The sequence below is a fragment of the Duganella aquatilis genome, from assembly GCF_009674565.1.
Taxonomy (GTDB): Bacteria; Pseudomonadota; Gammaproteobacteria; order Burkholderiales; family Burkholderiaceae_D; genus Rugamonas; species Rugamonas aquatilis.
The window spans coordinates 153,993-178,607 of sequence record NZ_WKJL01000008.1; the positions used below are offsets into that span (position 1 = coordinate 153,993).

Consider the following 24,615-nt stretch of genomic DNA (forward strand, 5'->3'; position numbering starts at 1 on the left):
ATAATCGCTTATCGGCAAGAATGATGCGGAGAAGCAATATGAGTGACCCAAACCGTACCTACCACTCGGTGCTGTTCATCGATGCAGGCGTAGCGAATGCCGATGCGCTCGCGGCCGGTGTTGCGGATGATGTACTAGTCGTGAAACTGGCTTCATGGCGTGACGGCGTCGAGCAGATTGCCACCGTTTTGCGCGATTACCAGGGCCTGGACAGCATCCAGATCATCTCGCACGGCGCCGCCGGCCAGCTGCAACTGGGCAATACGGTACTGGACGCCGCCCACCTGGAACAATACCAGGCCGCCGTGCGCGAATGGGGCGCCGCGCTCAGCGACGACGGCGACCTGCTGCTGTACGGCTGCGACGTGGCCGCCGGCGTGGCCGGCCAGAGCTTTGTCGAGGCGCTGGCCCATGTCAGCGGCGCCGATGTGGCCGCCTCGACCAACCTGACCGGCGCGCACGGCGACTGGGACCTGGAATACCACAGCGGCGCCATCGAGGCGGCCGGCGCGGTCAGCCTGGCGGCGCAGCAGGCGTATCAGGCCGACCTGGCGCTGGTGAACAACGGCAGCAACGGCACCATCACCTTCAGCACCAACGCCAACGTCACACTGCTCAACGCCACCGGGCTGGCGGCCGGCGCCGTGGTGCATGCGGATAACATCCTCGGCCTGGGGCTGGATCTCTACACGCAAAGCACCAACGGCGGCGGCGTGCAGGTGGTCAACGTCAACGGCAGCAACCTGATCGGCATACCGCTCAGCGACGACCGGCTGACCGTCAACGGTTCGCTGTTCTCGCCGGTCAGCTATGTCGACCTGCGCGCCAACAGCGGCGTGTTCGACGCTGTCAGCATCAACCTCGGCAGCGGCAGCCTGCTGGGTAACCTGCTGGGCACGGTGGTCTACACGGTCTATGCGCTGGACGCGAACTACCAGCCCACCGGCGTCGGCGTGTCGCTGACCAGCCTGCTGGTCAATGAATACGGCCTGCTGAATTTCGACTCGATGGCCAATTTCAAGGGCATCTACGGCATCCGCATCGTCAACCCGCTGGGCATGGAGGTCGCCATCGACGACCTGCAGATCGCCAACGCGCGCGCCGCCAACAGCGTCACCTCGGCTGCCTACAACGCCGGCACCGGCGTGCTGAACATTACTGCCAGCGGCATCCGCGCCGGCGACGCCATCGACCCGACCAAGTTCACCATCACCGGCGCCAACGGCGCCACCTACACGCTGACCTCGCCCGTGGTCAGCGCCAGCAGCACCACTGCGGCGGCGATCACGCTGAACGCCGCTGACAAGCTGGCCATCAACGGCCTGCTGAACAACAACGGCTCGTCGAGCGTCGACGGCACCGGCTTCAATATCGCGGCCGCCGCCAACTGGGACAGCAACCTCAGCAACGGCGCCGACCTGACCGGCAATCCGATCTCGGTCAGCAATGTGCAGCTGCCGACCATCAGCTCGGCCAGCTATAACGCCGCCACCCATGTGCTGACCGTCACCGGCGCCAACCTTGTAGGCGTGGTCGGCAACAACAACGACATCACCGTGGCCAAGCTGGGGCTGACGGGCGAGGGCGGCGTCACGCGCTTCCTCTCCACCTCCAGCAACGTGGAAGTCAACAGCGCGACCTCGTTCTCGGTCACCCTGTCGGGCGCGGACATCGCCGCCGTCGAGGCGCTGCTCAACAAGAACGGCTCGATCTCGGCCGGCGGCACCAGCTACGTGCTGTCGGCCGGCGACGACTGGAACAGCGTCATTGGCAACGCCAACACGGCGGTCAGCGCCGCCATCGTGGTGGTCAACAACACCAGCAACAGTCCGCCGACCATCACCGGCGCCGCCACCGCCGGCGTCGGCGACAACGCCACCATCAAGCCGTTCTCCAGCGTCACCGTGGCCGACATCAACGGCGACAACGTCAGCATGACGATCAGCTTCAACGCCGCCAACGGCACGCTGAGCGGCGCCGGCCTGTCCGGCAGCAGCGGCAGCTACACGCTGAGCGCGGCCACGCCGGCGGCGCTGACCGCCGCACTGAAGGCGCTGACCTTCACGCCGACCGCCAACCAGGCGGCGGTGGGCGTCAACATCAACACCACCTTCACGCTGGTGGCCACCGACGCCAACGGCGCCAGCGTCACCAATACCTCGACCGTCATCACCGCCACCTCGATCAACGATGCGCCGGTGCTGGCCGGCACGGCGGCGGCGCAGAACATGACGGCCGGCGGCACACTGCATCCGTTCTCGGCGGTGACCCTGAGCGACCCGGACGTCGGCGCCTCGGTGATCGTCACCATCACGCCGGACAGCGCCGCCAAGGGCGCGTTCACGCCGGCCTCGCTGAGCGCCTCCGGCTTCGTCACCACCGACGGCGGCGTCACCTACACGCTGTCGGCGGCGGCGCCGAGCGCGGCGCAGGCCGCGCTGCAGGCGCTGATCTTCAAGAGCGCGGCCGGGGTCAGCGCCACCACCACGTTTACCGTGGCCGTCAACGACGGCAGCGTCATCGTCAGCAACAACGCCACCACCGTGGTGTCGGCGGTGCCGAGCGGCACCACCGCGCTCAGCGTGGCGTTCTCGTCGGATACCGGCATCAGCAACAGCGACCTGATCACGCAGACCGCCGCGCAAAACATTTCCGGCACGCTCAGCAGCGCCTTGCTGGGCAACGAGCGGGTCGAGGTCTCGCTCGACAACGGCAGCACCTGGGCCACCGCCACGGCAGCCACCGGCAGCACCAGCTGGCAGCTGAACGGCCAGACCCTGAGCGGCTCGGGCACGTTGCAGGTGCGCGTGACCAATCCGGGCGGCAGCAGCACGCCGCTGAGCGCCAGCTATGCGATCGACAACACCCCGCCCACCACCACCTCCTCCAGCGTGGCGTTTTCGGCCGACACCGGCGCCAGCTCAAGCGACCTGATCACCAAGACCGCCGCGCAAACCATCAGCGGCACGCTGAGCGCCAGCCTGGCGTCCGGCGAGCACGTGGAAGTGTCGCTCAACAACGGCGCCAGCTGGGTCAATGCCAGCGGCAGCACCGGCAGCAACGCCTGGTCGCTGGCCGGTCAGACGCTGACCGGCAGCAATACGCTGCAGGTGCGCGTGGTGGATGCGGCCGGCAACGCCGGCGCCGCCAGCAACAACGCCTATGTGCTGGACACCACCGGACCGACGGTGTCGCTGAGCAGCAACGTCAGCGTGCTGAAGAGCGGCGAGAGCGCCGTCATCACGCTGACCTTCAACGAAACACCGGACGGCCTGACGCTGGGCGACTTCACCGCTGTCGGCGGCACGCTGGCCAACCTGGTGGCCACCGCCAATCCGCGCGTGTACACGGTCGAATTCACGCCGAACGCCGGCCTCAGCGGCTTGCTGGGCAGCGTCACGCTGGCCAATAACAGCTATACCGACCTGGCCGGCAACAACGGCAGCGGCGCCACCTCGGCGGCGATTTCGATCACCACGCTGGGACCCAGCGTGGTGATCACCAGCGACGCGGCGGCGCTGAAAAGCGGCGACACGGCCAACATCACCTTTACCTTCACCAGCGCGCCGTCGGGTTTCACCGCCAGCGACATTGTGGTGAGCGGCGGCACCATCAGCAACTTGACCAGCCAGGGCGCCGGTATCTACACCGCCGTGTTCACGCCGGGCGCCAATGTCAGCGCGCCGGCCTCGATCACGGTCGCCAGCGGCAGCTATACCGACGGTCTGGGCAATGCCGGCGGCGCCGGCGTGACGCCGGTGATCCTGGTCGACACCAAGGCGCCGACGCTGGCCATCACCAGCGACCTGGGGGCGGTCAAGGCCGGCGATGTCGCCACCATCACCTTCACCTTCAGCGAGACGCCGCTCGGCTTCACCTCCGGCGACGTGGCGGTCAGCGGCGGCACCCTGACCGGCTTTACCGGGACCGCCAATCCGCTGGTGTACACGGCGCAGTTCACGCCGTCGGCCGGGATTGCCAGCGGCGCCGCCAGCATCACCGTGGCCGGCAGCAACTACACCGACCTGATCGGCAACAGCGGCACCGCTGGCACCTCGCCGTCGATCAGCATCGATACGGTGGCGCCGACCACCACCGGCAGCGGCTTCAGCTTCTCGAATGACACCGGGGTCAGCAGCAGCGACCTGGTCACCCGCGCTGCGGCGCAGACCGTCAGCGGCACGCTGACCGCGGCGCTGGTATCGGGCGAGACGGTGCAGGTATCGCTGGATAACGGTGTAACCTGGAGCAATGCCAGCGCCAGTGCCGGCAGCAACAGCTGGAGCCTGGGCGGCGTGACGCTGGCTGGCAGCAACACGCTGCAGGTGCGCGTCAACGACGCCGCCGGCAACCACGGCGCCGCCTTCAGCGCCGGCTATGTGCTGGACACCACCGCGCCGACGGTGCTGGCCACCAGCGACCTCGGCGCGCTGAACGCCGGCCAGACCGCTACCCTGACCTTCAGTTTCAGCGAGGCGCCGGCCAACTTCAGCGCGTCGTCGCTGACGGTCACCGGCGGCACCATCAGCGGCCTGACGCAAACCGCCAATCCGCTGATCTACACCGCTACCTTCACCCCGGCCGCCGGTCAGCTGGGCGTGACCGCCACCGTGCAGGTCAACGCCGGCGGCTATATCGATGCCGCCGGCAACAACGGCCAGGCCAGCCTGACAGTGCCGATCGCCATCAACACCACGCTGCCGTCGCTGCTGATCACCGCCGACGACGTCGCGCTCAAAGCCGGCGAGGCGGCCACGCTGACCTTCACCTTCAGCACGCCGCCGACCGGCTTCACCGCAGCCGACATCAGCTACAACAACGGCAGCCTGAGCGGCTTTACCGCCACCGCCAATCCGCTGGTGTACACGGCGGTGTTCACGCCCAACGCCGGGATTGGCAGCGGCACAGCCGACATCAGCGTCAGCGCCGGCGCCTATGCCGACGCCTTCGGCAACAGCGGCGGCGGCGCCACCGGGCCGGTCATCAACATCGACACGCTGGCGCCGACCGTGGCGATCACCAGCAATGTGGCGGCGGTCAAGGCAGGCGAGACCGCCATTGTCACCTTCACCTTCAGCGAACTGCCGGTCGGCTTTACCGCCGGCGACGTGGTCACCACCGGTGGCACCCTGGGCAGCCTGACGGTCAACCCCGGCAATCCGCTGGTGTACACCGCCACTTTCACGCCGACCGCCGGCATCCAGAACACCGCCGCCAGCATCACCATCGCCGGCGGCGCCTTTACCGACGCCGCCGGCAACGGCAACACCGGCTCGGTGACGCCACCGATCAGCATCGACACGCTGGCGCCGGTGGCGGTCGCCAGCACGGTGGTGTTCTCGGTCGACAGCGGCAGCAGCGCGACCGATCTGGTCACCAACACCAGCGCCCAGACCATCAGTGGCACGCTGGCGGCGCCGCTGGGCAGCGGCGAGTACGTCGAGGTGTCGCTGGATAATGGCGCCAGCTGGACCACCGCCACCGGCGCCGGCAGCGCCTGGAGCCTGGCCGGCCAGACGCTGAACGCCAGCAACACGCTGCAAGTGCGCGTCACCGACGCCGCCGGCAACCATGGCGCCACCTTCTCGACCAGCTATGTGCTGGACAACACGCCGCCGACGGCCAGCATCAGCAGCAATGTGGCCGCGGTCAAGGCCGGCGAAACCGCCACCATCACCTTCACCTTCAGCGAGGCGCCCAGCGGCTTCGACCTGAACGACGTCAGCGCCGGCAACGGCACGCTGAGCAACCTGACCGTCACCAGCAATCCGCTGGTGTACACCGCCACCTACACACCGGCGGTCGGCGTCAACGGCGTCATCGACAACATCACGCTGGCTGCCAGCAGCTATACCGACAAGGCCGGCAATGCCGGCGCCGGCGCCACTTCGCCCGGCATCAGCGTCGACACCCAGGCGCCGCTCACCACCGGCGCCAGCGTGGTGTTCTCCGCCGACAGCGGCGCGGTCGATCTGGTCACCAATGTGGCCGCGCAAAACCTCAGTGGCACGCTCAGCGCCAACCTGCTAGGTGGCGAGACGGTGGAAGTGTCGCTCGACAACGGCGCCAGCTGGACCAGCGCCACCGCCAGCGCCGGCAATAACACCTGGTCGCTGGCCGGCCAGACGCTCAGCAGCGGCGCGGGCCACAACGTGCAGGTGCGCGTCAGCGACGCCGCCGGCAACCATGGTTCAGCCTATAGCGCCGCCTACACGCTCGACCAGACGCCGCCGACGCTGGCGATCACTTCCAGCAAACTGGTGCTGAACAGCGCCGATACACCGCTGATCACCTTCACCTTCAGCGAGGCGCCGGTTGGCTTCAGCGCCGCCAGTGTGGCCGTCAGCGGCGGCACGTTGAGCGGCTTCACCGCCACTGCCAATCCGCTGGTGTACACGGCGATCTTCACGCCGCTGGCCGGGCAGGCGGCCGGCATCGGCGCGGTGTCGGTGGCCACTGGTGCGTATACCGATCTGGCAGGCAACAACGGGGCCGGCGGTGTCGTGCCGACCATTACCTACGCAACGGTGGCGCCGGGCGTGGCCATCCTCAGCGATGTGACCGCGCTCAAGGCCGGCGATGTCGCCAACATCACCTTCAAGTTCAGCAGCGCGCCGGTTGGTTTCACCTTTGGCGATATCACCGTCAGCGGCGGCACGCTGAGCGGCCTGAGCGCCACCGCCGATCCGCTGATCTATACAGCGGTGTTCAGCGCCACCGCCGGCGTCGCCAATGGCAGCGGTGCCATCAGCATTGCCAGCGGCACTTTTGCCGACACGCTGGGCAACCTCGGCGTCGGCGGCACGATGGCGGCGATCAGCGTCGACACGCTGGCGCCGACGCTGGCCATCAGCAGCAGCGCCAGTGCGCTCAACAGCACCACCACCGCCACCATCACCTTCACCTTCAGCGAGGCGCCGGCTTCGTTCACGCTGGGCGACATCGGCGCCAGCAACGGCACCATCAGCAACCTGGTGCAGACCGCCAATCCACTGGTGTACACCGCGCTGTTCACGCCGGCCGCCAATGTGGCCGGCGCCAGCGCCGTGATCAGCGTGGCGGCCGGCGCCTATGCCGACCTGGCCGGCAATGGCGGCGCCGCCGGTAGTTCGCCGCCGATCAGCATCGACACGCTGGCGCCGACCCTGGGCGGCGGCACGGTGTTGTTCTCGGCCGATACCGGTAGCAGCAACACCGATCTGATCACCAAGACCGCGGCGCAAAACATCGCCGGCACGCTGAACGGCGGCGTACTGGCGGTTGGCGACGTGGTGGAAGTCTCGCTCAACAACGGCGCCAGCTGGACCACCGCCAGCGCCAGCGCCGGCAGCAATCTGTGGTCGCTGTTCGGCCAGACGCTGAACGGCAACGGCACGGTGCAGGTGCGGGTCAGCGACGCCAATGGCAACCATGGCGTCGTCACCACCCACAATTATGTGCTGGACACCACCGCGCCGACGGTGGCGATGAGCAGCGACGCCAGCACACTGCGCGCCGGCCAGAGCGCCACCATCAGCTTCACCTTCAGCGAAGCGCCGTCCGGCTTCACGCTGGGCGACCTGATCGCCACCGGCGGCACGCTGAGCGGCTTTACCGCGACCAGCAATCCGCTGGTGTACACGGTGGTGCTGACGCCGACCGCTGGCTTCAACGGCAACGCCAGCGTCACGCTGGGCAATAATCTGTACACCGACGCCGCCGGCAACGACGGCAGCGGCGGCAGCTCGCCGGTGATCAGCGTCGACACGCTGGCGCCGACGCTGGCCATCACCAGCAGCGCCAGCGCGCTCAAGGCCGGCGACAGCGCCACCATCACCTTCACCTTCAGCGACGCGCCGAGCGCCTTCGCGCTGGGCAGCATCAGCGCCAGCAACGGCACCCTGAGCGGTCTGGCCGCCACCAGCAATCCGCTGGTGTACACGGCCACCTTCACGCCGGGCGCCGGCATCGCCAGCGCCAACGCCGTCATCAGCGTGGCTGGCAGCGTGTATGCCGACGCCGCCGGCAACCATGGCACCAACGCCAACAGCGCGCCGATCGCAATCGACACGCTGGCGCCGACCGCCAGCGTGCTGGCGCTCAGCTTCTCGGCCGATAATGGCGCCAGCAATAGCGATCTGGTCACCAATGCGGTGTCGCAAATCATCACCGGCACGCTGAGCGCGCCGGTCGGCGCCGGCGAATTTGTGCAGGTGTCGCTGGACAATGGCGCCACCTGGCTGAACGCGGTGACGTCGGCGCCCGGCCAGTGGGCGCTGCTGCCGCAGTCGCTGACCGGCAGCGGCACGCTGCAGGTGCGGGTCAGCGACGCCGCCGGCAACCATGGTTCGGTGTTCTCGGCCGGCTATGTGCTGGACCTGGTGGCGCCGACCATGACCGTCACCAGCAGCGCCACCACGCTCAAGGCCGGCGAGGCGGCGACGCTGACCTTCACCTTCAGCGAGGCCCCCACCGGCTTCACGCAGAGCGACCTGGTGCCCATCAACGGTACGCTGAGCGGCTTCGCCGTCAGCGCCGGCAATCCGCTGGTGTACACGGCGCTGTTCACGCCGGCCGCCGGCCTGGGCGGCGCCAGCGCCGGCGTCACGCTGGCGCCCGGCATGTACACCGACCTGGCCGGCAATGCCGGCGGCGGTGCGGTCTCGCCGCTGATCACGGTGGACACGGCGCCGCCTTCGCTGCAGATCACCAGCAGCGCCGCCAATCTGAAAATCGGCGAATCGGCCACCATCACCTTCACTTTCAGCGAGCTGCCGCTCGGCTTCACGCTGGGCGGCATCAGCGTCGCCGGCGGCACCCTGAGCGGCTTCGGCCTGACCGCCAATCCGTTGGTGTACACCGCGCTGTTCACGCCGACTCCGGGTGTGTCCGGCGGCAGCGGCACCATCGTGGTCGGCGCCGGCAGCTTCCTCGACGCCGCCGGCAACGCCGGCCTGGCGGCCGCCATCACGCCGATCAGCTACAGCACCCAGGCGCCCAACACCGGCATCGCCACGGTGGCATTCAGCGTCGACACCGGCGTCAGTAACACCGACCTGATCACGACCAGCCCGGTGCAGACCATTAGCGGCACGCTGGACGCCAATGTGCAGGGCGGCGATATCGTCGAAGTGTCGGTGGACAATGGCGCCAGCTGGACCAGCGCGGTGGCGCCGGTGGGCAGCGTCAACTGGGCGCTGGGAACGCCGGTGTTCCTCAGCGGCAGCGGCACGCTGCAGGTGCGCGTGACCGACGGCGCCGGCAACCACGGCGCCGCTTACTCGGCCGCCTATGTGCTGGACACCACGCCGCCAACGATGACCATCAGCAGCAATGCCGCCGCCCTCAAGGCCGGCGAGAGCGCCACGCTGACTTTCACCTTCAGCGAAGCGCCGCGCGGCTTCACCGCTGGCGACATCGTGCTGCCGCCTGGCAGCGGCAGCATCAGCGGCTTCACCGTCACCGCCAATCCGCTGGTGTACACGGCGCAGTTCACGCCGGCGGCCGGCTACAGTCTGCCGGCCGCGGTCTCGGTGCTGGCCGGCAGCTACACCGACACTGCCGGCAATGTCGGTGGCGGCGCCGTCAGCAGCCCGATCAGCATCGACGCGGCACCGCCGACGCTGCTGATCAGCAGCAGCCTGGCGTCGCTGAAGATCGGCGACACGGCGTTGATCACTTTCACCTTCAACGAGGCGCCGCTGGGCTTTGCCGCTGGCGACGTTACCGCCACCGGCGGCACGCTGAGCGGCTTCACCGCCACCGCCAATCCGCTGGTGTACACCGCCGTGTTCACGCCGACGCCAGGCATCAACGCCGGCAGTGCGGTCATCAGCGTGGCGCCAAATGTCTATAGCGACCTGGCCGGCAACGGCGGGCTGGGCGCCAGTACGCCGTCGCTCAGCCTGGATACGCTGGCGCCGCTGGCGGCCGCTACCGGCACGCCGGTGTTCAGCAATGATACCGGCGTCGCCGGCGACCTGATCACTGCCATTTCGGCGCAGACGGTCAGCGGTACGCTGTCGGCGCCGCTGGGCGCCGGCGAATCGGTGCAGGTATCGTTCGACAATGGCGGCACCTGGGATACGGCCGCTGTCAGCAGTAATAGTTGGAGCCTGGCGCACATGCTGACCGCCAGCGGCGTGATGCAGGTGCGCGTGATCGACACGGCAGGCAACTACAGCGCGCCGACCAGCACGCCGTATGTGTTCGACCAGAGTGCGCCGACGGTGACCATCACCAGCAATGTGCCGGTGGCCAACGGCGTTGATCCGGCCATCATCACGTTCACTTTCTCCGAAGCGCCGGTCGGCTTTAGCAACAGCAATATAACGGTGGCCGGCGGCATGCTGGGCACGCTGACGCCGACCAGCAATCCGCTGGTCTATACCGCCACCTTCACGCCGACCAGCGGCGTGGCGTCCGGTAGCGCCACCATCAGCGTCAGCGGCTACACCGACGTTGCCGGCAACACCGGCGGCAGCGCTGCGATTCCGTCACTGCAGATCGACACGGTGGCGCCGACGGCGACGGCCAGCGGCGGCGTCGCCTTCTCTAACGACAGCGGCACCGGCGGCGACCTGATCACCAATAACCCGAACCAGACGCTGAGCGGTACGCTGAGCGCGCCGCTGGCGGCCGGTGACGTGGTGCAAGTCTCGGTCGACAGCGGCGTGACCTGGCACCTGGCGACGGTCAGCGGTACCACCTGGTCGCTGGGGCGCACGCTGGTGCCCGGTACGCGCGCGCTGATGGTGCGGGTGGCCGACGCCGCCGGCAACGTCAGCACCACCCACAGCGTGCAGTACACGCTGGACACCACCGCGCCCACGGTCACGCTGGCCAGCAGCGCCACACAGGTGGGACAGGGCGGCAGCACCACCATCACCCTGACGCTGAGCGATCCGGGTGTGCTGACCCAGGCCGACCTGGTGGTCACCGGCGGCGTGGTCAGCGGCTTCAGCGGCAGCGGCACCACCTACACGGTGGTGATCACGCCGCCGGCCAACAGCACCACGCCGATCACGGTCAACGTCGGCGGCGGCTTGTTCAACGACGCCGCCGGCAATGCCAGCACGGCGGCGACGCCGCTGGTGGTGGCGGTCAACACCAATCCGCCGCCGGTCAATCCCGGCACGCCGTCGCTGGTGGACGGCGTGCAGATCACCACCCAGACCGGCGTCGACAGCCGCACCGGGCTGACCACGCACACCATCACCGTGCCGACCATCAGCAGCAGCCGGCCGGAAGACCACAGCACCGAGCACGCCAACCTGGCCGACATCCCGATCGGGATCGCCGCCAGCGGCGGCAATCCCGGCACCAGCCTGGTGGTCAGCCTGCCGGTCGGTGTCGGCTTCGAGGCTTCCGGTCCGGCGTCGCTGCTGAGTGGGACGATGGCGCTGACCGATCTGATCGGCCGCATCGACGACCACACGGCGGCCGGCCAGGCCACCCGCGTGGCGATGGAAGCCCAGGCGCAGGAATTTCTCGCCGGCCTGGCGCCGAACGTGCTGCTGCAGCACGCCACGCTGGCGATGAGCGGCGCCAGTGGCGCCACCGGCACCGTGATCATCGACGGCAGCGACATCGTTGCCGCCGGCGGCGCCAGCGGCGGCCCGCAGCACGCCGCCACGCCGGACAATACCGCCAGCGCGCTGGTGATCGACACCCATGCGCTGCCGCAAGGCATCGGCCTGCAGCTCGATAACGTGCAGTTTGCCGCCATCATGGGCGCCGCCACCATCACCGGCGGCGCCGGCGCCAACTTCTTCATCGGCGACGGCGAGGCGCAGCGCTTCGTGCTGACCACCGGCAGCGACAACGACACGCTGTACGGCAACGGCGGCGACGACGTGCTGATCACTGCCGCCGGCAACGATTACCTGAACGGCGGCGACGGCAACGATCAGATGGCGGGCGGCGGCGGCAACGACACGCTGGTCGGCGGCGCCGGCAACGACGTGCTGCAGGGCGGCCGCAGCGACAGCGGCCAGTGGCAGTTCTACCTGAAGGGCGGCCAAGTGATCGGCATCCACCAGACCGCGATGGCTGGCGCCAGCGGCAGCGAAACCGTAACGGCAGCGGAACTGAACCACGGCTTCCAGGCTCTGGAGTTCGCCACCACCGATGTTGCGCGGCTGGAGACCCTGTCGCTGCTGTACCACGCCGCCTTCGACCGCGCGCCGGATCTGGAAGGACTGAGCAACTGGGCGGTGCATGGCACGCTGACCAACCAGCAACTGGCTGTCGGCTTCCTGCTGTCAACCGAGTCGCTGCAAGGGCTGATGACGCTGAATAACCACGATTATGTGGCGCGACTGCTGACCGACACGCTGGGCAAGGCGCCGGACGAGGCGGCGCTGACGCCGTACCTGGCGCGGCTCGCCGCGGCGTCCGACAGCACCCTGGCGCGCGCCGACGTGCTGACCGACATCGCCCTGTCCAGCGCCCACCGCGCGTTGTGGCTCACCGACGATGGCATCCCGCTCGGTGGCAAGCTGCTGACCCAGGAGCAGGGCTGGCTCGCCAATTCCGGCAACGACCGCCTGGAAGGCGGCGCCGGCTCCGACCTGTTGGTCGGCGGCGACGGCATCGACACCGTGGTCTACAGTGGCGCGGAAAAGGACTACAGCCTGGCGCTCAGCAAGGCCGGCGACGTCATGATCGCCGAGCCGGAAGGCAGCCTGGACACCATCCGCCAGATCGAGCTGGGCGAGTTCAACGGCGTTACGCGCGACCTCGGCTTTACCCAGGCCGGCGCCGCCAAGCTGCAGGAACTGGGCATGTTGTACCACCTGACGCTGGGCCGCGCCGGCGATCTGCCAGGTTTTGTTCTCTGGCTGGACAGCGGCCTGCAGAACGCTGCGCTGGGCGCCGGCTTCATCGAGTCGGTGGAATTCGGCGCCCGCTTCGGCAGCCTGGACGACAACGCCTTCGTTAACCTGCTGTACCACAATGCCGGCCAGCAGGCCGACAGCGCCACGCTGGCCAAGTGGGACACTTACCTGGATACGCATAGCCGCGCCGACCTGACCCTGGCGCTGGCGCACGACGTGACGCTGGTGGGCAGCCAGTTCGGCGCCAACGGCATGAGCCTGATCGCTAGCTTGTAACATGCCATTCTGAACAAGGTGAAAACGGTTTTGCCGGAAGGCGGACTCCACAACAGAGAAAAAAACCTGGGCATAATCGGGCGGTAGTTCCTGACGAGGAGCACGCTATTCTTGCCCTGAATACAACTGAACAAGCACGGCCCGGCATCCTGATCGTTGACGACGAGCGGGAGGAACTGCGCTTCCTCACCGATCTGCTGCGCCGCCAGCTGTACCACGTGCGCAGCGCCAGCGACGGCATGGCCGGTTACCAAGCCGCGCTGGCGTCGCCGCCGGACCTGATTCTGATGGACGTGCGCATGCCGGGCATGGACGGCTTTGCCGCCTGCCGGCTGCTGAAGGCCAATCCGGCCACGCGCGCGATTCCCATCATCTTCCTCAGCGCCCTGGATGAGCCGGACGAACGAGTCGCCGGGCTGGCCATGGGCGGCGTCGATTTCGTCGCCAAGCCCTACCACCCGGCCGAGGTGTTCGCGCGCGTGCGCATCCACCTGGAACTGGCCGGCCTGCGCAAGGCCGGGCCGGCCGCCGAGGATGCGCCGGCGCCGGCGCTGCCCAGCCTGCACGATCCGGACGAGGTGGTGGCGTTGGCCGCCATGCGCCTGATCGACGACAACCTGGCGGCGTCGCTGACACTGACCGGCATCGCCCGCGCGCTCGGCACGCACGAGAAGCGGCTGTCGCAGGCCTTCCGCCGCCACGTCGGCACCACCGTGTTCGCCTACCTGGGCGAGGCGCGCATCCGGCGCGGCCGGCAGCTGCTGGCCGACACCGACATGACGGTGCAGCAGATCGCCGAGCTGACCGGCTTCCGCAGCGCCGCCAACTTCGCCACCGCCTTCCGCGAGCAGGTCGACAGCACCCCCACCGCCTACCGCCAGGCCATGCGCCAGCAGGTTTTGCTGCCGTGAGCGCGGACGAGCTGGACGCCGCCCGCATCCGCGCCCGCCTGCTGGCGGCCCTGCACCACGACCTGCGCGCGCCGCTGGCGCGCATCGCCACCCGCGCCAGCACCGGCTGGGTCGACGTGCCGGCCATGGAGCACGACGCGCGACGCCAGCTGGAATGGCTGTCCGACCTGCAGGAGTGCGCGCGCTTCGAGCTGCAGGCGCCGGAACTGGCGGCGGCGCCGGCCTATCTGCATGGGCTGATGCGGCATGTGACGCACGACGGCGCCGCGCTGCCGCCGCTGGCGGTGCTCGATGCGCGCCGCCTGGCGCAGGTGCTGGCGCGGCTGCGCGAGCATTCGGGCGGGCCGCTGGTGCTGGAAGTGCGGCGCGCATCGGGGACGCCGGGCGAGGTGCGGCTGCATTTCCAGTCCGGCACAGCGGAAGGCCCCTGGCGCGCGTTTAAAGGCTCGCTGGCGGACGAACGCATCCTGCCCGGGGTGATGGTGGCGGCGCACCTGGTGCGCGCCATGGGCGGGGTTTTGCAGCAGAGCGGCGACGCCCTGCGCTTCGAGGCGAGCGCGCCGCTGGCCGAGGAGCGGGACGCCATGCCGCCGACGCCGCACTTCGACTGGCCCGAGCCGTTCGGCAGCGGCCACGCCATCCTGCTGCTGGAACCGCACCAGCCGATGCAGGATTACCTGAGCGAGATCCTGGAAAGCGCGGAGTTCGACGTGCAGTACGAGCCGCAGGACCGCGCTCCGGCGCTGATCCTGTGCGCCGACGAAAGCGTGTGGGATATCTGGCCGCGCGAGCAAGCGCCGCCGGTGCTGCTGCACGGCGTGGTGCCGCCGTCGCGGCCGATGGATTTCGTCGAGGTGCTGTACAAGCCGGCGCCGCCGGCGCTGCTGCTGTCGGCCTTGCGCCGGCGCCTGCAAATCAGGATTTGAGACGGCCGCCGCTCACGCGTTCGATGCCGGCCAGGTCCTGCCAGCTGCGCACGTCGGCATAGCCTGCCGCGGTCAGCAGTTCGCGCACCGCTTGCGCCTGGTCGTAGCCGTGTTCCATCAGCAGCCAGCCTTGCGGCGTGAGGTGCGGGGGCGCGCCGGCGATGATGACGCGCAGCGCCGACAGGCCGTCGGCGTGGTCGGTCAGCGCGCCCACCGGTTCGTAGCGCAGATCGCCTTCCGACAGATGATGGTCGCCGCTGGCGATGTAGGGCGGGTTGGAGGCGATCACGTCGAACGGCGCGGCGCCTTGCAGCGCCGCGTACCAGTCGCTTTGCAGGAAGGTGACGCGGGCGTGGTTGGCATCGGCGTTGCGCCGGGCGACGGCCAGGGCGTCGGCGCTGACGTCGAGCGCGGTGATGTCGGCGTCGCGCCGCGTGTGCGCCAGCGCGACGGCGATGGCGCCGCTGCCGGTGCCCATGTCGAGCGCGCGGCCGTTGAGCGGCAGGCGGTCCAGCGTCAGCTCGACCAGCAGTTCGGTATCGGGACGGGGTATCAGCACGGCGCTGCCGACCTCGAACGGCAGGCCGAAAAATTCGCGCTGGCCGACGATGTAGGCGATCGGTTCGCCGTCCAGGCGGCGCTGCACCAGCGCGGCGAAGCGCTGCGCCTCGTCGGCGGTTAATGCGCGTTCGGACTGGGTGATCAGGGCGATGCGGTTCAGCTCCAGCGCGTGGCACAGCAGGACGCGGTAATCCAGCCCGTCGAGCAGCGATTGCCGTTGCAGCGCGGCGATGGTGACGCCGGCCGTGATGGCGCTGGTGGAATCGATCATGCGCGCACGCGGCGGATCAGCACCCAGGCCAGGGCCAGCGTGAACAGCGCGAACCACAGGAAGGACCACTGTGGAATCGACAGGCCGAACCATGGCGCCAGCGCGTCCTCGCACAGGCCGTCGGCCTGGAACAGGAAGGGCAGGTAGGTGGCGGTCGGGATTTTGTTCAGCATGGTTTCCATCGGATCGATGCCGCACGACAGGCCGGGATGGGCCAGCACCCACAGGTGCTTGCCGGCGGTGCCCAGGCCGCCCAGCGCGGCCAGCAGGCCGAGGCCGACCGGCGCCAGCGGCTTCGGCTTGCCGACGTAGGCGCCGATCAGCGCGCACACGCCGATGGCGATGAACAGGTAGCGCTGGATCACGCACAGCGGGCAAGGCAGCATGTCCAGCCCGTGCTGCAGGTACAGGGCGACGCCGATCAGGCCGAAGGCGGCGATGGCGATGGACAGCAGCAGGGAGCGGGTAGTTATCATGAGTTGATCCGATGAATAAGCAATAGCGGATGATTCTCGCACAAAGTTGCTTTTTAAGCCTTAGCCCGGTCTTAATCGCCCAGCGCCGCCAGCAGTTCGGCCTGGTGTTCGGCGATCAGCGCGTTGGTCATCTCGGTCAGGTCGCCGTCCATGATGAAGTCCAGCTTGTACAGGGTCAGGTTGATGCGGTGGTCGGTCATGCGGCCCTGCGGGTAGTTGTAGGTGCGGATGCGCTCGCTGCGGTCGCCGGAACCGATCAGGCTCTTGCGGGTGGCCGCCTCCTTGGCCTGCGCCTCGCGCAGCTGCACGTCCTTGATGCGGGTGGCCAGCACCTTCATCGCCTGCGCCTTGTTCTTGTGCTGCGAGCGGTCGTCCTGGCACTCGACCACGATGCCGGTCGGCAGGTGGGTGATGCGGACGGCGGAATCGGTCTTGTTGATGTGCTGGCCGCCGGCGCCGGACGCGCGGTAGGTGTCGATGCGCAGCTCGGACGGATTGATGTTGACGTCCTCCACCTCATCGGCCTCCGGCATCACCGCCACCGTGCAGGCCGAGGTGTGGATGCGGCCCTGGGTTTCGGTGGCCGGCACGCGCTGCACGCGGTGGCCGCCGGATTCGAACTTCAGCTTGGAATACACGCCGTTGCCGACCAGGCGCACGATCACCTCGCGGTAGCCGCCCAGGTCCGAGGTCGATTCGGACACCATCTCCACCTGCCAGCGGTTGCGTTCGGCGAAGCGGGTGTACATGCGCAGCAGGTCGCCGGCGAACAGCGCCGACTCGTCGCCGCCGGTGCCGGCGCGGATTTCCAGGAAGATGTTGCGGTCGTCGTTGGCGTCCTTCGGCAGCAGCATTTTCTGCAGCTCCAGGTCCAGTTCGGCGGTGCGCGTTTTGGCGGCGTCGATTTCTTCCTGGGCGAAGTCCTTCATGTCGGGATCGGCCAGCATCTCCTCGGCGGCGGCGATGTCGCCCAGCGCTTCCTGGTAGGACTTGTAGACCGCCACCAGCGGGCCGATTTCGGCGTGCTCGCGGGTCATCTTGCGGTAGCTGTCCATGTTGTCGGTGGCGCCTTCGGACATCAGCAGTTCATCGAGTTCGACCAGACGGTTTGCCAATTGATCGAGCTTGGCCAGCATGGATGGTTTCATAGCGTATTCTTTGGAGAGTGAAGCAGGCGCCGCGGGGCGGCGAGGGAAGACAGCGGAGCAGCAGAAGCGCTAACGGCGGCCGCGGAACATCTGCGGCAGGATTTCCGCCAGTTGCGCGCGTTCGTCGCCGTGGGCATGGCGCAGCGCCTGCTGCGGGCCGTGCATGAACTTGGCGGTCAGGCCCTTGGACAGGGCTTCGAGCACGGTGTCGATGTCCTCGCCCTTGGCCAGCATCTTGCGTGCGCGTTCCAGTTCCAGCAGGCGCAGCGCTTCGCCGTTTTCGTGCAGGCTCTGGATCACCGGCACCACGGCGCGGTCGTCGACCCAGTGCATGAAGGACTGGACGCGGGTTTCGATGATGGCCTCGGCCTGCGCCACGGCGGCCTGGCGGCTTTCGAGGCCGGTCTGCACCACCTTGCCGAGGTCGTCGACGGTGTACAGGAAGGCGTCGTTCAGGCGCGCCACTTCCGGTTCGATATCGCGCGGCACGGCCAGGTCGACCATGAACATCGGCTTGTGGCGGCGCGCCTTGATCGCGCGCTCCACCATGCCCAGGCCGATCAGCGGCAGCGACGAGGCGGTGCACGAGATGACGATGTCGTACTGGTGCAGCTTGTCCTGCAGATCGGCCAGGCGGATGGCGCGGCCGCCGTAGCGGTGCGCCAGCAGCTCGCCGCGTTCCAGCGTGCGGTTGGCGATGGTGATGGATTTCGGATTCTGCGCCGCGAAGTGGGTGGCGCACAGCTCGATCATTTCGCCGGCGCCGATGAACAGCACGTTCTGCTCGGAGATCTTGTCGAAGATGCGCTGCGACAGGCGCACGGCGGCGGCCGCCATCGACACGCTGTGGGCGCCGATTTCGGTGGTGCTGCGCACCTCCTTGGCGACCGAGAACGAGCGCTGGAACAGCTGGTGCAGATAGGTGCCGAGGCCGCCCGCTTCATCGGCGGTGCGGATGGCGTCCTTGATCTGGCCGAGGATCTGTGTCTCGCCCAGCACCATCGAGTCCAGTCCGGAGGCGACGCGGAAGGTGTGGCGCACGGCGTCGTGCTGCGGCAGCATGTACAGGTGCGGGCGCAGTTCGGCGTAGTTCAGCTGGTGGAAATCGGCGAGGAAATGGGCGCCGGCGTCGAGCGGATCGGGCACGGTGCTGGCGGCGTACAACTCGGTGCGGTTGCAGGTCGACAAAATGGCTGCCTCGTCGGAACCGCGATGGTCGATGCGTTCGAACCACGAGCGCGCCGCCACCACCGCCTGCCCGAGCTGATCGGGGGCGAACGCCAGCTGCTCGCGAAGCGAGACCGGGGCGGTAGTGTGGTTGAGGCCGACGGCAAGCAGCTGCATTTCGGGTCCAGGCATTGAATATGCGGTCATTATACCGTGAGTACCCGGATGTTGCTTCTAGGACTGCTCAAAGAGATAGCAGCAGCCCGTGCGGACGTCAGGCGCCGAGTTTTTCCAGGCGGTAACCGTAGCTGTAGACCGGGACCAGGCGGAAGCCATTTTCTGGTTTTAATTGCAATTTGTTGCGGACGCGCGAAACGTGGGTGTCCATGGTGCGCGACGGCACCACGGTCTCGCGTATCCACACCGCTTCATGGATGTAGGCGCGCGACAAGGGACGGCCGATGTTGCGGAAAAATAACAGTGCCAGGTAGAACTCTTTGTGGGTCACATCCAACACTATGCCGTCCATCAGCAGCCGGCCGGGGCGGGTTTCAAACACGTACTGACCGAATTGCAGCTGCTCGGCGCCGTTTTGCGCCGGGTAGGCGCGGCGCAGCAGGGCTTGCACGCGCGCCACCATTTCGCTGCGGCGCAGCGGCTTGATCATGTAATCGTCGGCGCCGGCGGCCAGGCCGGCGACGATGTCGTCCTCGCCCGAGCTGGTGGTCAGGAACAGGACGGGGGCGTTGTCGTGCAGCTTCTCCTTGGCCCGGCGTAACACTTCGGCGCCGCCCAGGTCGACCACCTGCCAGTCGAGGATCAGCATGTCATAGCTGTCCTTGCGCAATTGCGCCAGCACGTCTTTGGCGGTCTGGAAGCTGTGGCAGATGTGGCCGGCCGAGGTGAGCACCTGGCAAATCAGTTCGGCTTGGCTGCGATCGTTGTCGAGTACGGCAATTCTCATACTGCTGCCTGCTGGAAAATGTTAAGGAGAAGTCACTCCAAATATAACAGAGATTTACAAATACCTTAGCAAAAAGGCTAAAAATATTTTTTTAAGACACTATCCATGGCTTCCTGATAATGCTTGATTTCCCTGTGCGCGCCCGCATGTTGATTACACGGTACACTGGAAAAACGCTGAATTCAATGCAGAAGTTGAAAAATAGCAAGAAGTGACAAGGCCACCCGGGAGGTGCGATGCGCAGCAAAAAAGACACAAATTGGGCGCTGGTGCCGGCCTCGGAGCGCGATATCGCCGCCGTGCGCGACCGCTGCCGCCAGCTGGTGCGGCGCCGCGCGATGCTGTCGGCCGGCGTGGCGGCGGTGCCGATTCCGGGCCTGGACGTGGTGTCCGACCTGCGTCTGTTCGCGCTGCTGATCGACGACATCAACCAGGAATTCGGCCTGTCGGAACAGCAGATCGAGCGCCTGCAGCCGAAGTTCCGGCTGATCGCCTACGAAGCGGCGATCGGCGTCGGCGGCATGCTGGTGGGCAAGGTGGTGACGCGGGAAGTGGTGGTGCAGCTGTTGAAGCGCACCGGTTTCAAGGCGGTGGCCAGGCAGGCCGGCAAGCTGGTGCCGCTGGCCGGGCAGCTGGCCTCGGCCGGCATCGGCTTTTTCGCCTTCCGCCAGATCGGCTACCAGCACGTGGACGCCTGCGCCAGGGTGGCGCAGGAGTTGGTGACGGCCGGCGTGCACCGGCCGGTTTGATTACGCGTCGGGCAGGACGACGTTGACGTCCAGCACTTCCAGGTTGCCCTGGCGGTCCAGCGAGATCTTGATGTCGTCGGCATTGACCTTGGTGTACTTGGAGATCACCTCGATCAGTTCCTTGTGCAGCGCCGGCAGGAAGTCCGGACCGGCGCGGCCGCTGCGCTCGCGCGCGATGATGATCTGCAACCGCTCCTTGGCCGCGGTGGCGGTTTTTTGTTTAGGCGGAAACAGGAAAGAAAGCAGTGCCATGGTTACTTGCTCCCGAAGATACGCTGCAACAGGCCGGGCTTTTCATAATTGGTAAAGCGCAGCGGCAAGTCTTCGCCGAGGAAGCGCGACACCACGTCTTCGTAGGCTTCCGCAACATCGGTGCCCTTGAAGTGAATCGCCGGGTTGCCCTGGTTCGAAGCATGCAGCACCGATTCCGATTCCGGAATGATGCCGATCAGTGGAATGCGCAGAATCTCTTTCACATCTTCAAACGACAGCATCTCGTCCGCTTCCACGCGTTTCGGCGAGTAGCGGGTGATCAGCAGGTGTTCCTTGACCGGCTCGCCGCCGGTCTGGGCGCGGCGCGACTTGGCCTGGATGATGCCGAGGATGCGGTCCGAATCGCGCACCGACGACACTTCCGGATTGGTGACGATGATCGCTTCATCGGCAAAGGTCAGCGCCATCAGCGCGCCGTGCTCGATACCGGCCGGCGAATCGCAGATGATGAACTCGAAGCCCATGTTGATCAGTTCATGCAGCACTTCTTCCACGCCGTCTTCCGACAGCGCATCCTTGTCGCGCGTCTGCGAGGCCGGCAGGATGAACAGGTTGTCGCAGTGCTTGTCCTTGATCAGCGCCTGGGTCAGCGTCGCTTCCTTGTTGATCACGTTGATCAGGTCGTACACCACGCGGCGTTCGCAGCCCATGATCAGGTCGAGGTTACGCAGGCCGACGTCGAAGTCGATGACCGCGGTCTTGTGGCCGCGCATGGCCAGGCCGGTCGAGAAGCTGGCGCTGGAGGTGGTTTTACCGACACCGCCCTTGCCGGACGTTACAACAATAATTCTTGCCACGAATAATCCTTTTCAGAGTGGTGTGCGTCAAGCGCGGTTAGCCGTATTGACAGATGATATATCGATTCTGTCACCGACCAGGCGAATTTGCGTCGGCGAGCGCGCATATTCCTGTGGGAAACCGTCTTCAAACGTGCTGTAGACGCCGGCGATGGAGACCAGCTCCGGCGACATGTTCAATGCAAAAATGCGGGCCTGGGCATTGCCCGAGGCGCCGGCCAGCGCGCGGCCGTTGAGCGTGTTGTACACGTGGATGCTGCCGTCGGCGATGATCTCGGCGCCGTTGTTGACCACGGCGGTGACCACCAGGTCGCAGCCGCGCGCATAAATGCGCTGGCCGGCGCGCACCGGGGTGTCGATGATCATCACGCCGCCGTCGGCAACCGGCTGGGCCTGGGCGGCAGCCACCGCCACCGGGGTCGGCGCGGTGTCCGGCGTGGCGGCAGGCGCCGGCCTGGCCGCTTCCTCGTCGCGCGGCTTGGCGCTGGCGGTTTCCAGGCTCAGGCCGTGGGCGGCGATTGCGGCGGCCATCTCCGGCGGCGCGTTGCGCACGGCGACCGGGTTCAGGCGGTATTTTTTCAGCAGGGCGATCAGGCCGCCCCAGTCGACCGCTTCGCAGCCGTCCGGCAGCGCGGCGACGTCGATCACGGTCAGGTCGTCTTCGAAGAAGTCGGCGGTGCCGCCGGTCATTTCGGCCAGCGCGGCGTCGAGAGCGAGGCGGTCGGCCGTGGCCAGAATGGCGGAGACGGCGACGACGGTGGAAATCTTGATTTCGATAGGCTTTTGAAACAGGCTCTTGGACATGGGCGACAGTATCAGGGTTAGCCTCGCGCGCATGCGCAGGCACCAGCATTCTACTGTGGAAAATGGGGAATGGGGAGGCCCGCCACGCGTGCGGGCCTTGAAAAATGCGGGATTTGCCTAGTAGATGGCGCGCAGCTGGCGCGCGGCGGCGACCATATTGCGCAGCGCGGCCTGGGTTTCCGGCCAGCCGCGCGTCTTCAGGCCGCAGTCCGGATTGACCCACAGATTGGCCGGCGGGATCACGGCGCTGGCCTTTTGCAGCAGGCGCACCATCTCCTGCTGGTCCGGCACGCGCGGCGAGTGGATGTCGTAGACGCCGGGACCGATCTCGTTCGGGTAGCGGAACTGGCCGAAGCCGTTCAGCAGTTCCATGTCCGAGCGGCTGGTCTCGATGGTGATGACGTCGGCATCCATGGCGGCGATCTGCGGCAGGATGTCGTTGAACTCGGCGTAGCACATATGGGTGTGGATCTGCGTGGCGTCGCCCACCGCGCTGGCCGACACGCGGAAGGCCTGCGTGGCCCAGTCCAGGTAGGCGTCCCAGCGGCCGCGGCGCAGCGGCAGGCCTTCGCGCACGGCCGGCTCGTCGATCTGGATGATGCCGATGCCGGCCTGCTCCAGGTCGGCCACCTCGTCGCGGATGGCCAGCGCGATCTGCAGCGCGGTGCGCGAGCGCGGCTGGTCGTCGCGCACGAAGGACCATTGCAGGATGGTGATGGGACCGGTCAGCATGCCTTTCATCGGTTTGCCGGTCAGGCTTTGGGCGTGCACGGTCCAGTCGACCGTCATGGCTTTCGGGCGGCTGACGTCGCCGTAGATGACCGGCGGCTTGACGCAGCGCGAGCCGTAGGACTGCACCCAGCCCAGCCGGGTGAAGGCGAAGCCGTCGAGCTGCTCGCCGAAGTATTCGACCATGTCGTTGCGTTCGGCTTCGCCGTGGACCAGCACGTCCAGGCCCAGCGCTTCCTGCTGGCGCACGGCGTAGGCGATTTCCTGGCGCATGGTGGCGGCGTAGCCGGCGGCGTCGAGTTCGCCGCGCTTGAAGCTGGCGCGGGCGCTGCGGATGGCCGCCGTCTGCGGGAAGGAGCCGATGGTGGTGGTCGGGAAGGCCGGCAGCTGGAAGCGGGCGCGCTGTTCGGCCTGGCGCTGGGCGAAGCCGGAGCGGCGCTGGCCGGCGTCGGCCGGCAGCGCGTCCAGGCGCGCACGCACGGCGGCCTGGTGCACGCGCGGGCTGGCGCGGCGGCTGGCGACGGCGGCGCGGGACGTGGCCAGCGCGGCATTCACGGCAGCTGCGTCATCACCGTGCAGGGCGCGTTTCAATATGTTCAGTTCGTCCAGCTTTTCGCTTGCGAAGGCCAGCCAGGAGCGGATCTCGCCATCGAGCTGGGTTTCGGCCGCCAGCGTGAACGGCACGTGCAGCAGCGAGCACGACGAGGACAGCCACAGCCTGCCGGCGCGCTTCTCGACGATCGGCGCCAGCACGGCCAGCGCGGCGTCGAGGTCGGTGCGCCAGATGTTGCGGCCGTCGACGATGCCGACCGACAGCACCTTGTGCACCGGCAGCCAGTCGGCGATGCTGGTCAGTTCCTGCGGCGCGCGCACGCCGTCGACGTGCAGGCCGGCCACTGGCAGGCGGCAGGCCAGGCTGAGATTTTCTTCCAGCGGCGAGAAATAGCTTGCCAGCAGCAGCGGCACGCCGACCTGGTTCAGCTGCCAGTAGGTATTCTCGAAGGCGCTGCGCCACGGCGCCGGCAGGTCGAGGCCGAGGATGGGTTCGTCGACCTGCACCCATTGCACACCCTGGGCTTTGAGGCGGTCCAGCACCTGGCCGTAGATCGGCAGCAGCCGGTCCAGCAGGGTCAGGCGGTCGAAACCGGCGGTCCTGGTCTTGCCCAGCCACAAGAAGGTCAGCGGGCCGATCAGCACGGCCTTGACCGCGTGGCCGAGGGCCTGCGCTTCGGCCACTTCGTCGAACAGGCGCTCGCAGGCCAGCGAGAAGGCGGTTTCCGGCGTGAATTCCGGCACCAGGTAGTGGTAGTTGGTGTCGAACCACTTGGTCATTTCCAGCGCGGCGGCGGCCGGCAGGGCGTCGGCCTCATGCGCGCCGCAGCCGCAGCCGGCTTCATGGGCGTCGCCGCTGCGGCCGCGCGCCATGGTGAAGTAGCGGCTCAGTTGCGACTGCTCGGGCTGGAAGCCGTAGCGCGCCGGTTCGCAGCCCAGCAGCTGGATGTGGTTGGCCACCTGGTCGTAAAAGGCGAAATCGCCGACGCTGACGAAATCGAGGCCGGCGTCGCGCTGCAAGGCCCAGTGGCGGGCGCGCAATTCGCGGCCGGCGCTTTCCAGTTCGGCGTCGCTCAGTTCGCCGCGCCAGTTTTTTTCCAGCGCAAATTTCAGTTCGCGTGCCGCGCCGATGCGCGGGAAGCCGGGAACGTGGGTATGGATTGCATTCTTGGTGGTAGTCATGGTGCCTGTCA

Annotated in this window: 13 protein-coding genes; 4 read left to right on the forward strand and 9 right to left on the reverse strand. The window is 67.5% G+C overall.

What is annotated here, in order from left to right; translation table 11 throughout:
* Positions 1 to 38: 38 nt before the first annotated feature.
* From GJ698_RS13405 to GJ698_RS13415, 3 genes are all read left to right on the forward strand, one after another.
* Complete coding sequence (locus GJ698_RS13405; RefSeq protein ID WP_166454860.1) at positions 39 to 13,094, forward strand: Ig-like domain-containing protein; 13,056 nt, start codon at positions 39 to 41, stop codon at positions 13,092 to 13,094.
* A 107-nt stretch (positions 13,095 to 13,201) separates the two neighbouring features.
* The gene (locus GJ698_RS13410; protein WP_371865296.1) at positions 13,202 to 14,005 is read left to right on the forward strand and encodes a response regulator transcription factor; all 804 of its coding nucleotides are present in this window, start codon (positions 13,202 to 13,204) and stop codon (positions 14,003 to 14,005) included.
* Complete coding sequence (locus GJ698_RS13415; RefSeq protein WP_154358118.1) at positions 14,002 to 14,931, forward strand: ATP-binding protein; 930 nt, start codon at positions 14,002 to 14,004, stop codon at positions 14,929 to 14,931. Before GJ698_RS13410 ends, GJ698_RS13415 begins: the two co-directional genes overlap by 4 nt.
* Here the strand turns inward: GJ698_RS13415 and prmC are convergent.
* From prmC to GJ698_RS13440, 5 genes are all read right to left on the reverse strand, one after another.
* Entirely contained in the window at positions 14,921 to 15,763 is an 843-nt protein-coding gene (gene prmC / locus GJ698_RS13420; RefSeq protein ID WP_154358119.1) for a peptide chain release factor N(5)-glutamine methyltransferase, read from the reverse strand. The genes GJ698_RS13415 and prmC overlap by 11 nt on opposite strands.
* Positions 15,760 to 16,239: a disulfide bond formation protein B gene (locus GJ698_RS13425; RefSeq protein ID WP_154358120.1), complete on the reverse strand. Its 480-nt coding sequence runs from the start codon at positions 16,237 to 16,239 to the stop codon at positions 15,760 to 15,762. The genes prmC and GJ698_RS13425 overlap by 4 nt, the downstream gene beginning before the upstream one ends.
* A 71-nt stretch (positions 16,240 to 16,310) precedes the next feature.
* Positions 16,311 to 17,387, reverse strand: coding sequence for a peptide chain release factor 1 (gene prfA, locus GJ698_RS13430; RefSeq protein WP_154358121.1), 1,077 nt, complete (start codon positions 17,385 to 17,387; stop codon positions 16,311 to 16,313).
* A 69-nt stretch (positions 17,388 to 17,456) separates the two neighbouring features.
* Entirely contained in the window at positions 17,457 to 18,731 is a 1,275-nt protein-coding gene (gene hemA, locus GJ698_RS13435; protein ID WP_154358122.1) for a glutamyl-tRNA reductase, read from the reverse strand.
* A 97-nt stretch (positions 18,732 to 18,828) separates the two neighbouring features.
* A complete protein-coding gene (locus GJ698_RS13440; RefSeq protein WP_154358123.1) occupies positions 18,829 to 19,518 on the reverse strand; it encodes a response regulator transcription factor in 690 nt (229 codons plus the stop codon).
* Between the two features lie 236 nt (positions 19,519 to 19,754).
* Here GJ698_RS13440 and GJ698_RS13445 point away from each other — a divergent pair, with 236 nt between their 5' ends.
* On the forward strand, positions 19,755 to 20,267 hold the full coding sequence (locus tag GJ698_RS13445) for a hypothetical protein (protein ID WP_154358124.1): 513 nt from the start codon (positions 19,755 to 19,757) through the stop codon (positions 20,265 to 20,267).
* On the opposite strand, the gene minE is transcribed toward GJ698_RS13445, so the two are convergent.
* The 4 genes from minE to metE all read right to left on the reverse strand — a co-directional run bounded on the left by minE (position 20,268) and on the right by metE (position 24,604).
* Positions 20,268 to 20,519, reverse strand: coding sequence for a cell division topological specificity factor MinE (minE, locus tag GJ698_RS13450; RefSeq protein ID WP_154358125.1), 252 nt, complete (start codon positions 20,517 to 20,519; stop codon positions 20,268 to 20,270). It abuts the gene before it with no gap.
* Between the two features lie 2 nt (positions 20,520 to 20,521).
* Positions 20,522 to 21,337 (reverse strand): septum site-determining protein MinD, encoded by an 816-nt coding sequence (minD, locus tag GJ698_RS13455; RefSeq protein WP_166455020.1) that lies wholly within the window; start codon positions 21,335 to 21,337, stop codon positions 20,522 to 20,524.
* 27 nt (positions 21,338 to 21,364) lie between these two features.
* Entirely contained in the window at positions 21,365 to 22,141 is a 777-nt protein-coding gene (minC, locus tag GJ698_RS13460) for a septum site-determining protein MinC (protein ID WP_154358162.1), read from the reverse strand.
* A 117-nt stretch (positions 22,142 to 22,258) separates the two neighbouring features.
* Positions 22,259 to 24,604 (reverse strand): 5-methyltetrahydropteroyltriglutamate--homocysteine S-methyltransferase, encoded by a 2,346-nt coding sequence (gene metE, locus GJ698_RS13465; RefSeq protein WP_154358126.1) that lies wholly within the window; start codon positions 24,602 to 24,604, stop codon positions 22,259 to 22,261.
* Positions 24,605 to 24,615: the final 11 nt, after the last annotated feature.

Coding starts and splice junctions, on each gene's coding strand:
- GJ698_RS13440 (WP_154358123.1), bottom strand. CDS start 19,518: ATGAGAATTGCCGTACTCGACAACGATCGCAGCCAAGCCGAACTGATT.
- prfA (WP_154358121.1), bottom strand. CDS start 17,387: ATGAAACCATCCATGCTGGCCAAGCTCGATCAATTGGCAAACCGTCTG.
- minC (WP_154358162.1), bottom strand. CDS start 22,141: ATGTCCAAGAGCCTGTTTCAAAAGCCTATCGAAATCAAGATTTCCACC.
- metE (WP_154358126.1), bottom strand. CDS start 24,604: ATGACTACCACCAAGAATGCAATCCATACCCACGTTCCCGGCTTCCCG.
- GJ698_RS13445 (WP_154358124.1), top strand. CDS start 19,755: ATGCGCAGCAAAAAAGACACAAATTGGGCGCTGGTGCCGGCCTCGGAG.
- GJ698_RS13405 (WP_166454860.1), top strand. CDS start 39: ATGAGTGACCCAAACCGTACCTACCACTCGGTGCTGTTCATCGATGCA.
- prmC (WP_154358119.1), bottom strand. CDS start 15,763: ATGATCGATTCCACCAGCGCCATCACGGCCGGCGTCACCATCGCCGCG.
- hemA (WP_154358122.1), bottom strand. CDS start 18,731: ATGCAGCTGCTTGCCGTCGGCCTCAACCACACTACCGCCCCGGTCTCG.
- minE (WP_154358125.1), bottom strand. CDS start 20,519: ATGGCACTGCTTTCTTTCCTGTTTCCGCCTAAACAAAAAACCGCCACC.
- GJ698_RS13425 (WP_154358120.1), bottom strand. CDS start 16,239: ATGATAACTACCCGCTCCCTGCTGCTGTCCATCGCCATCGCCGCCTTC.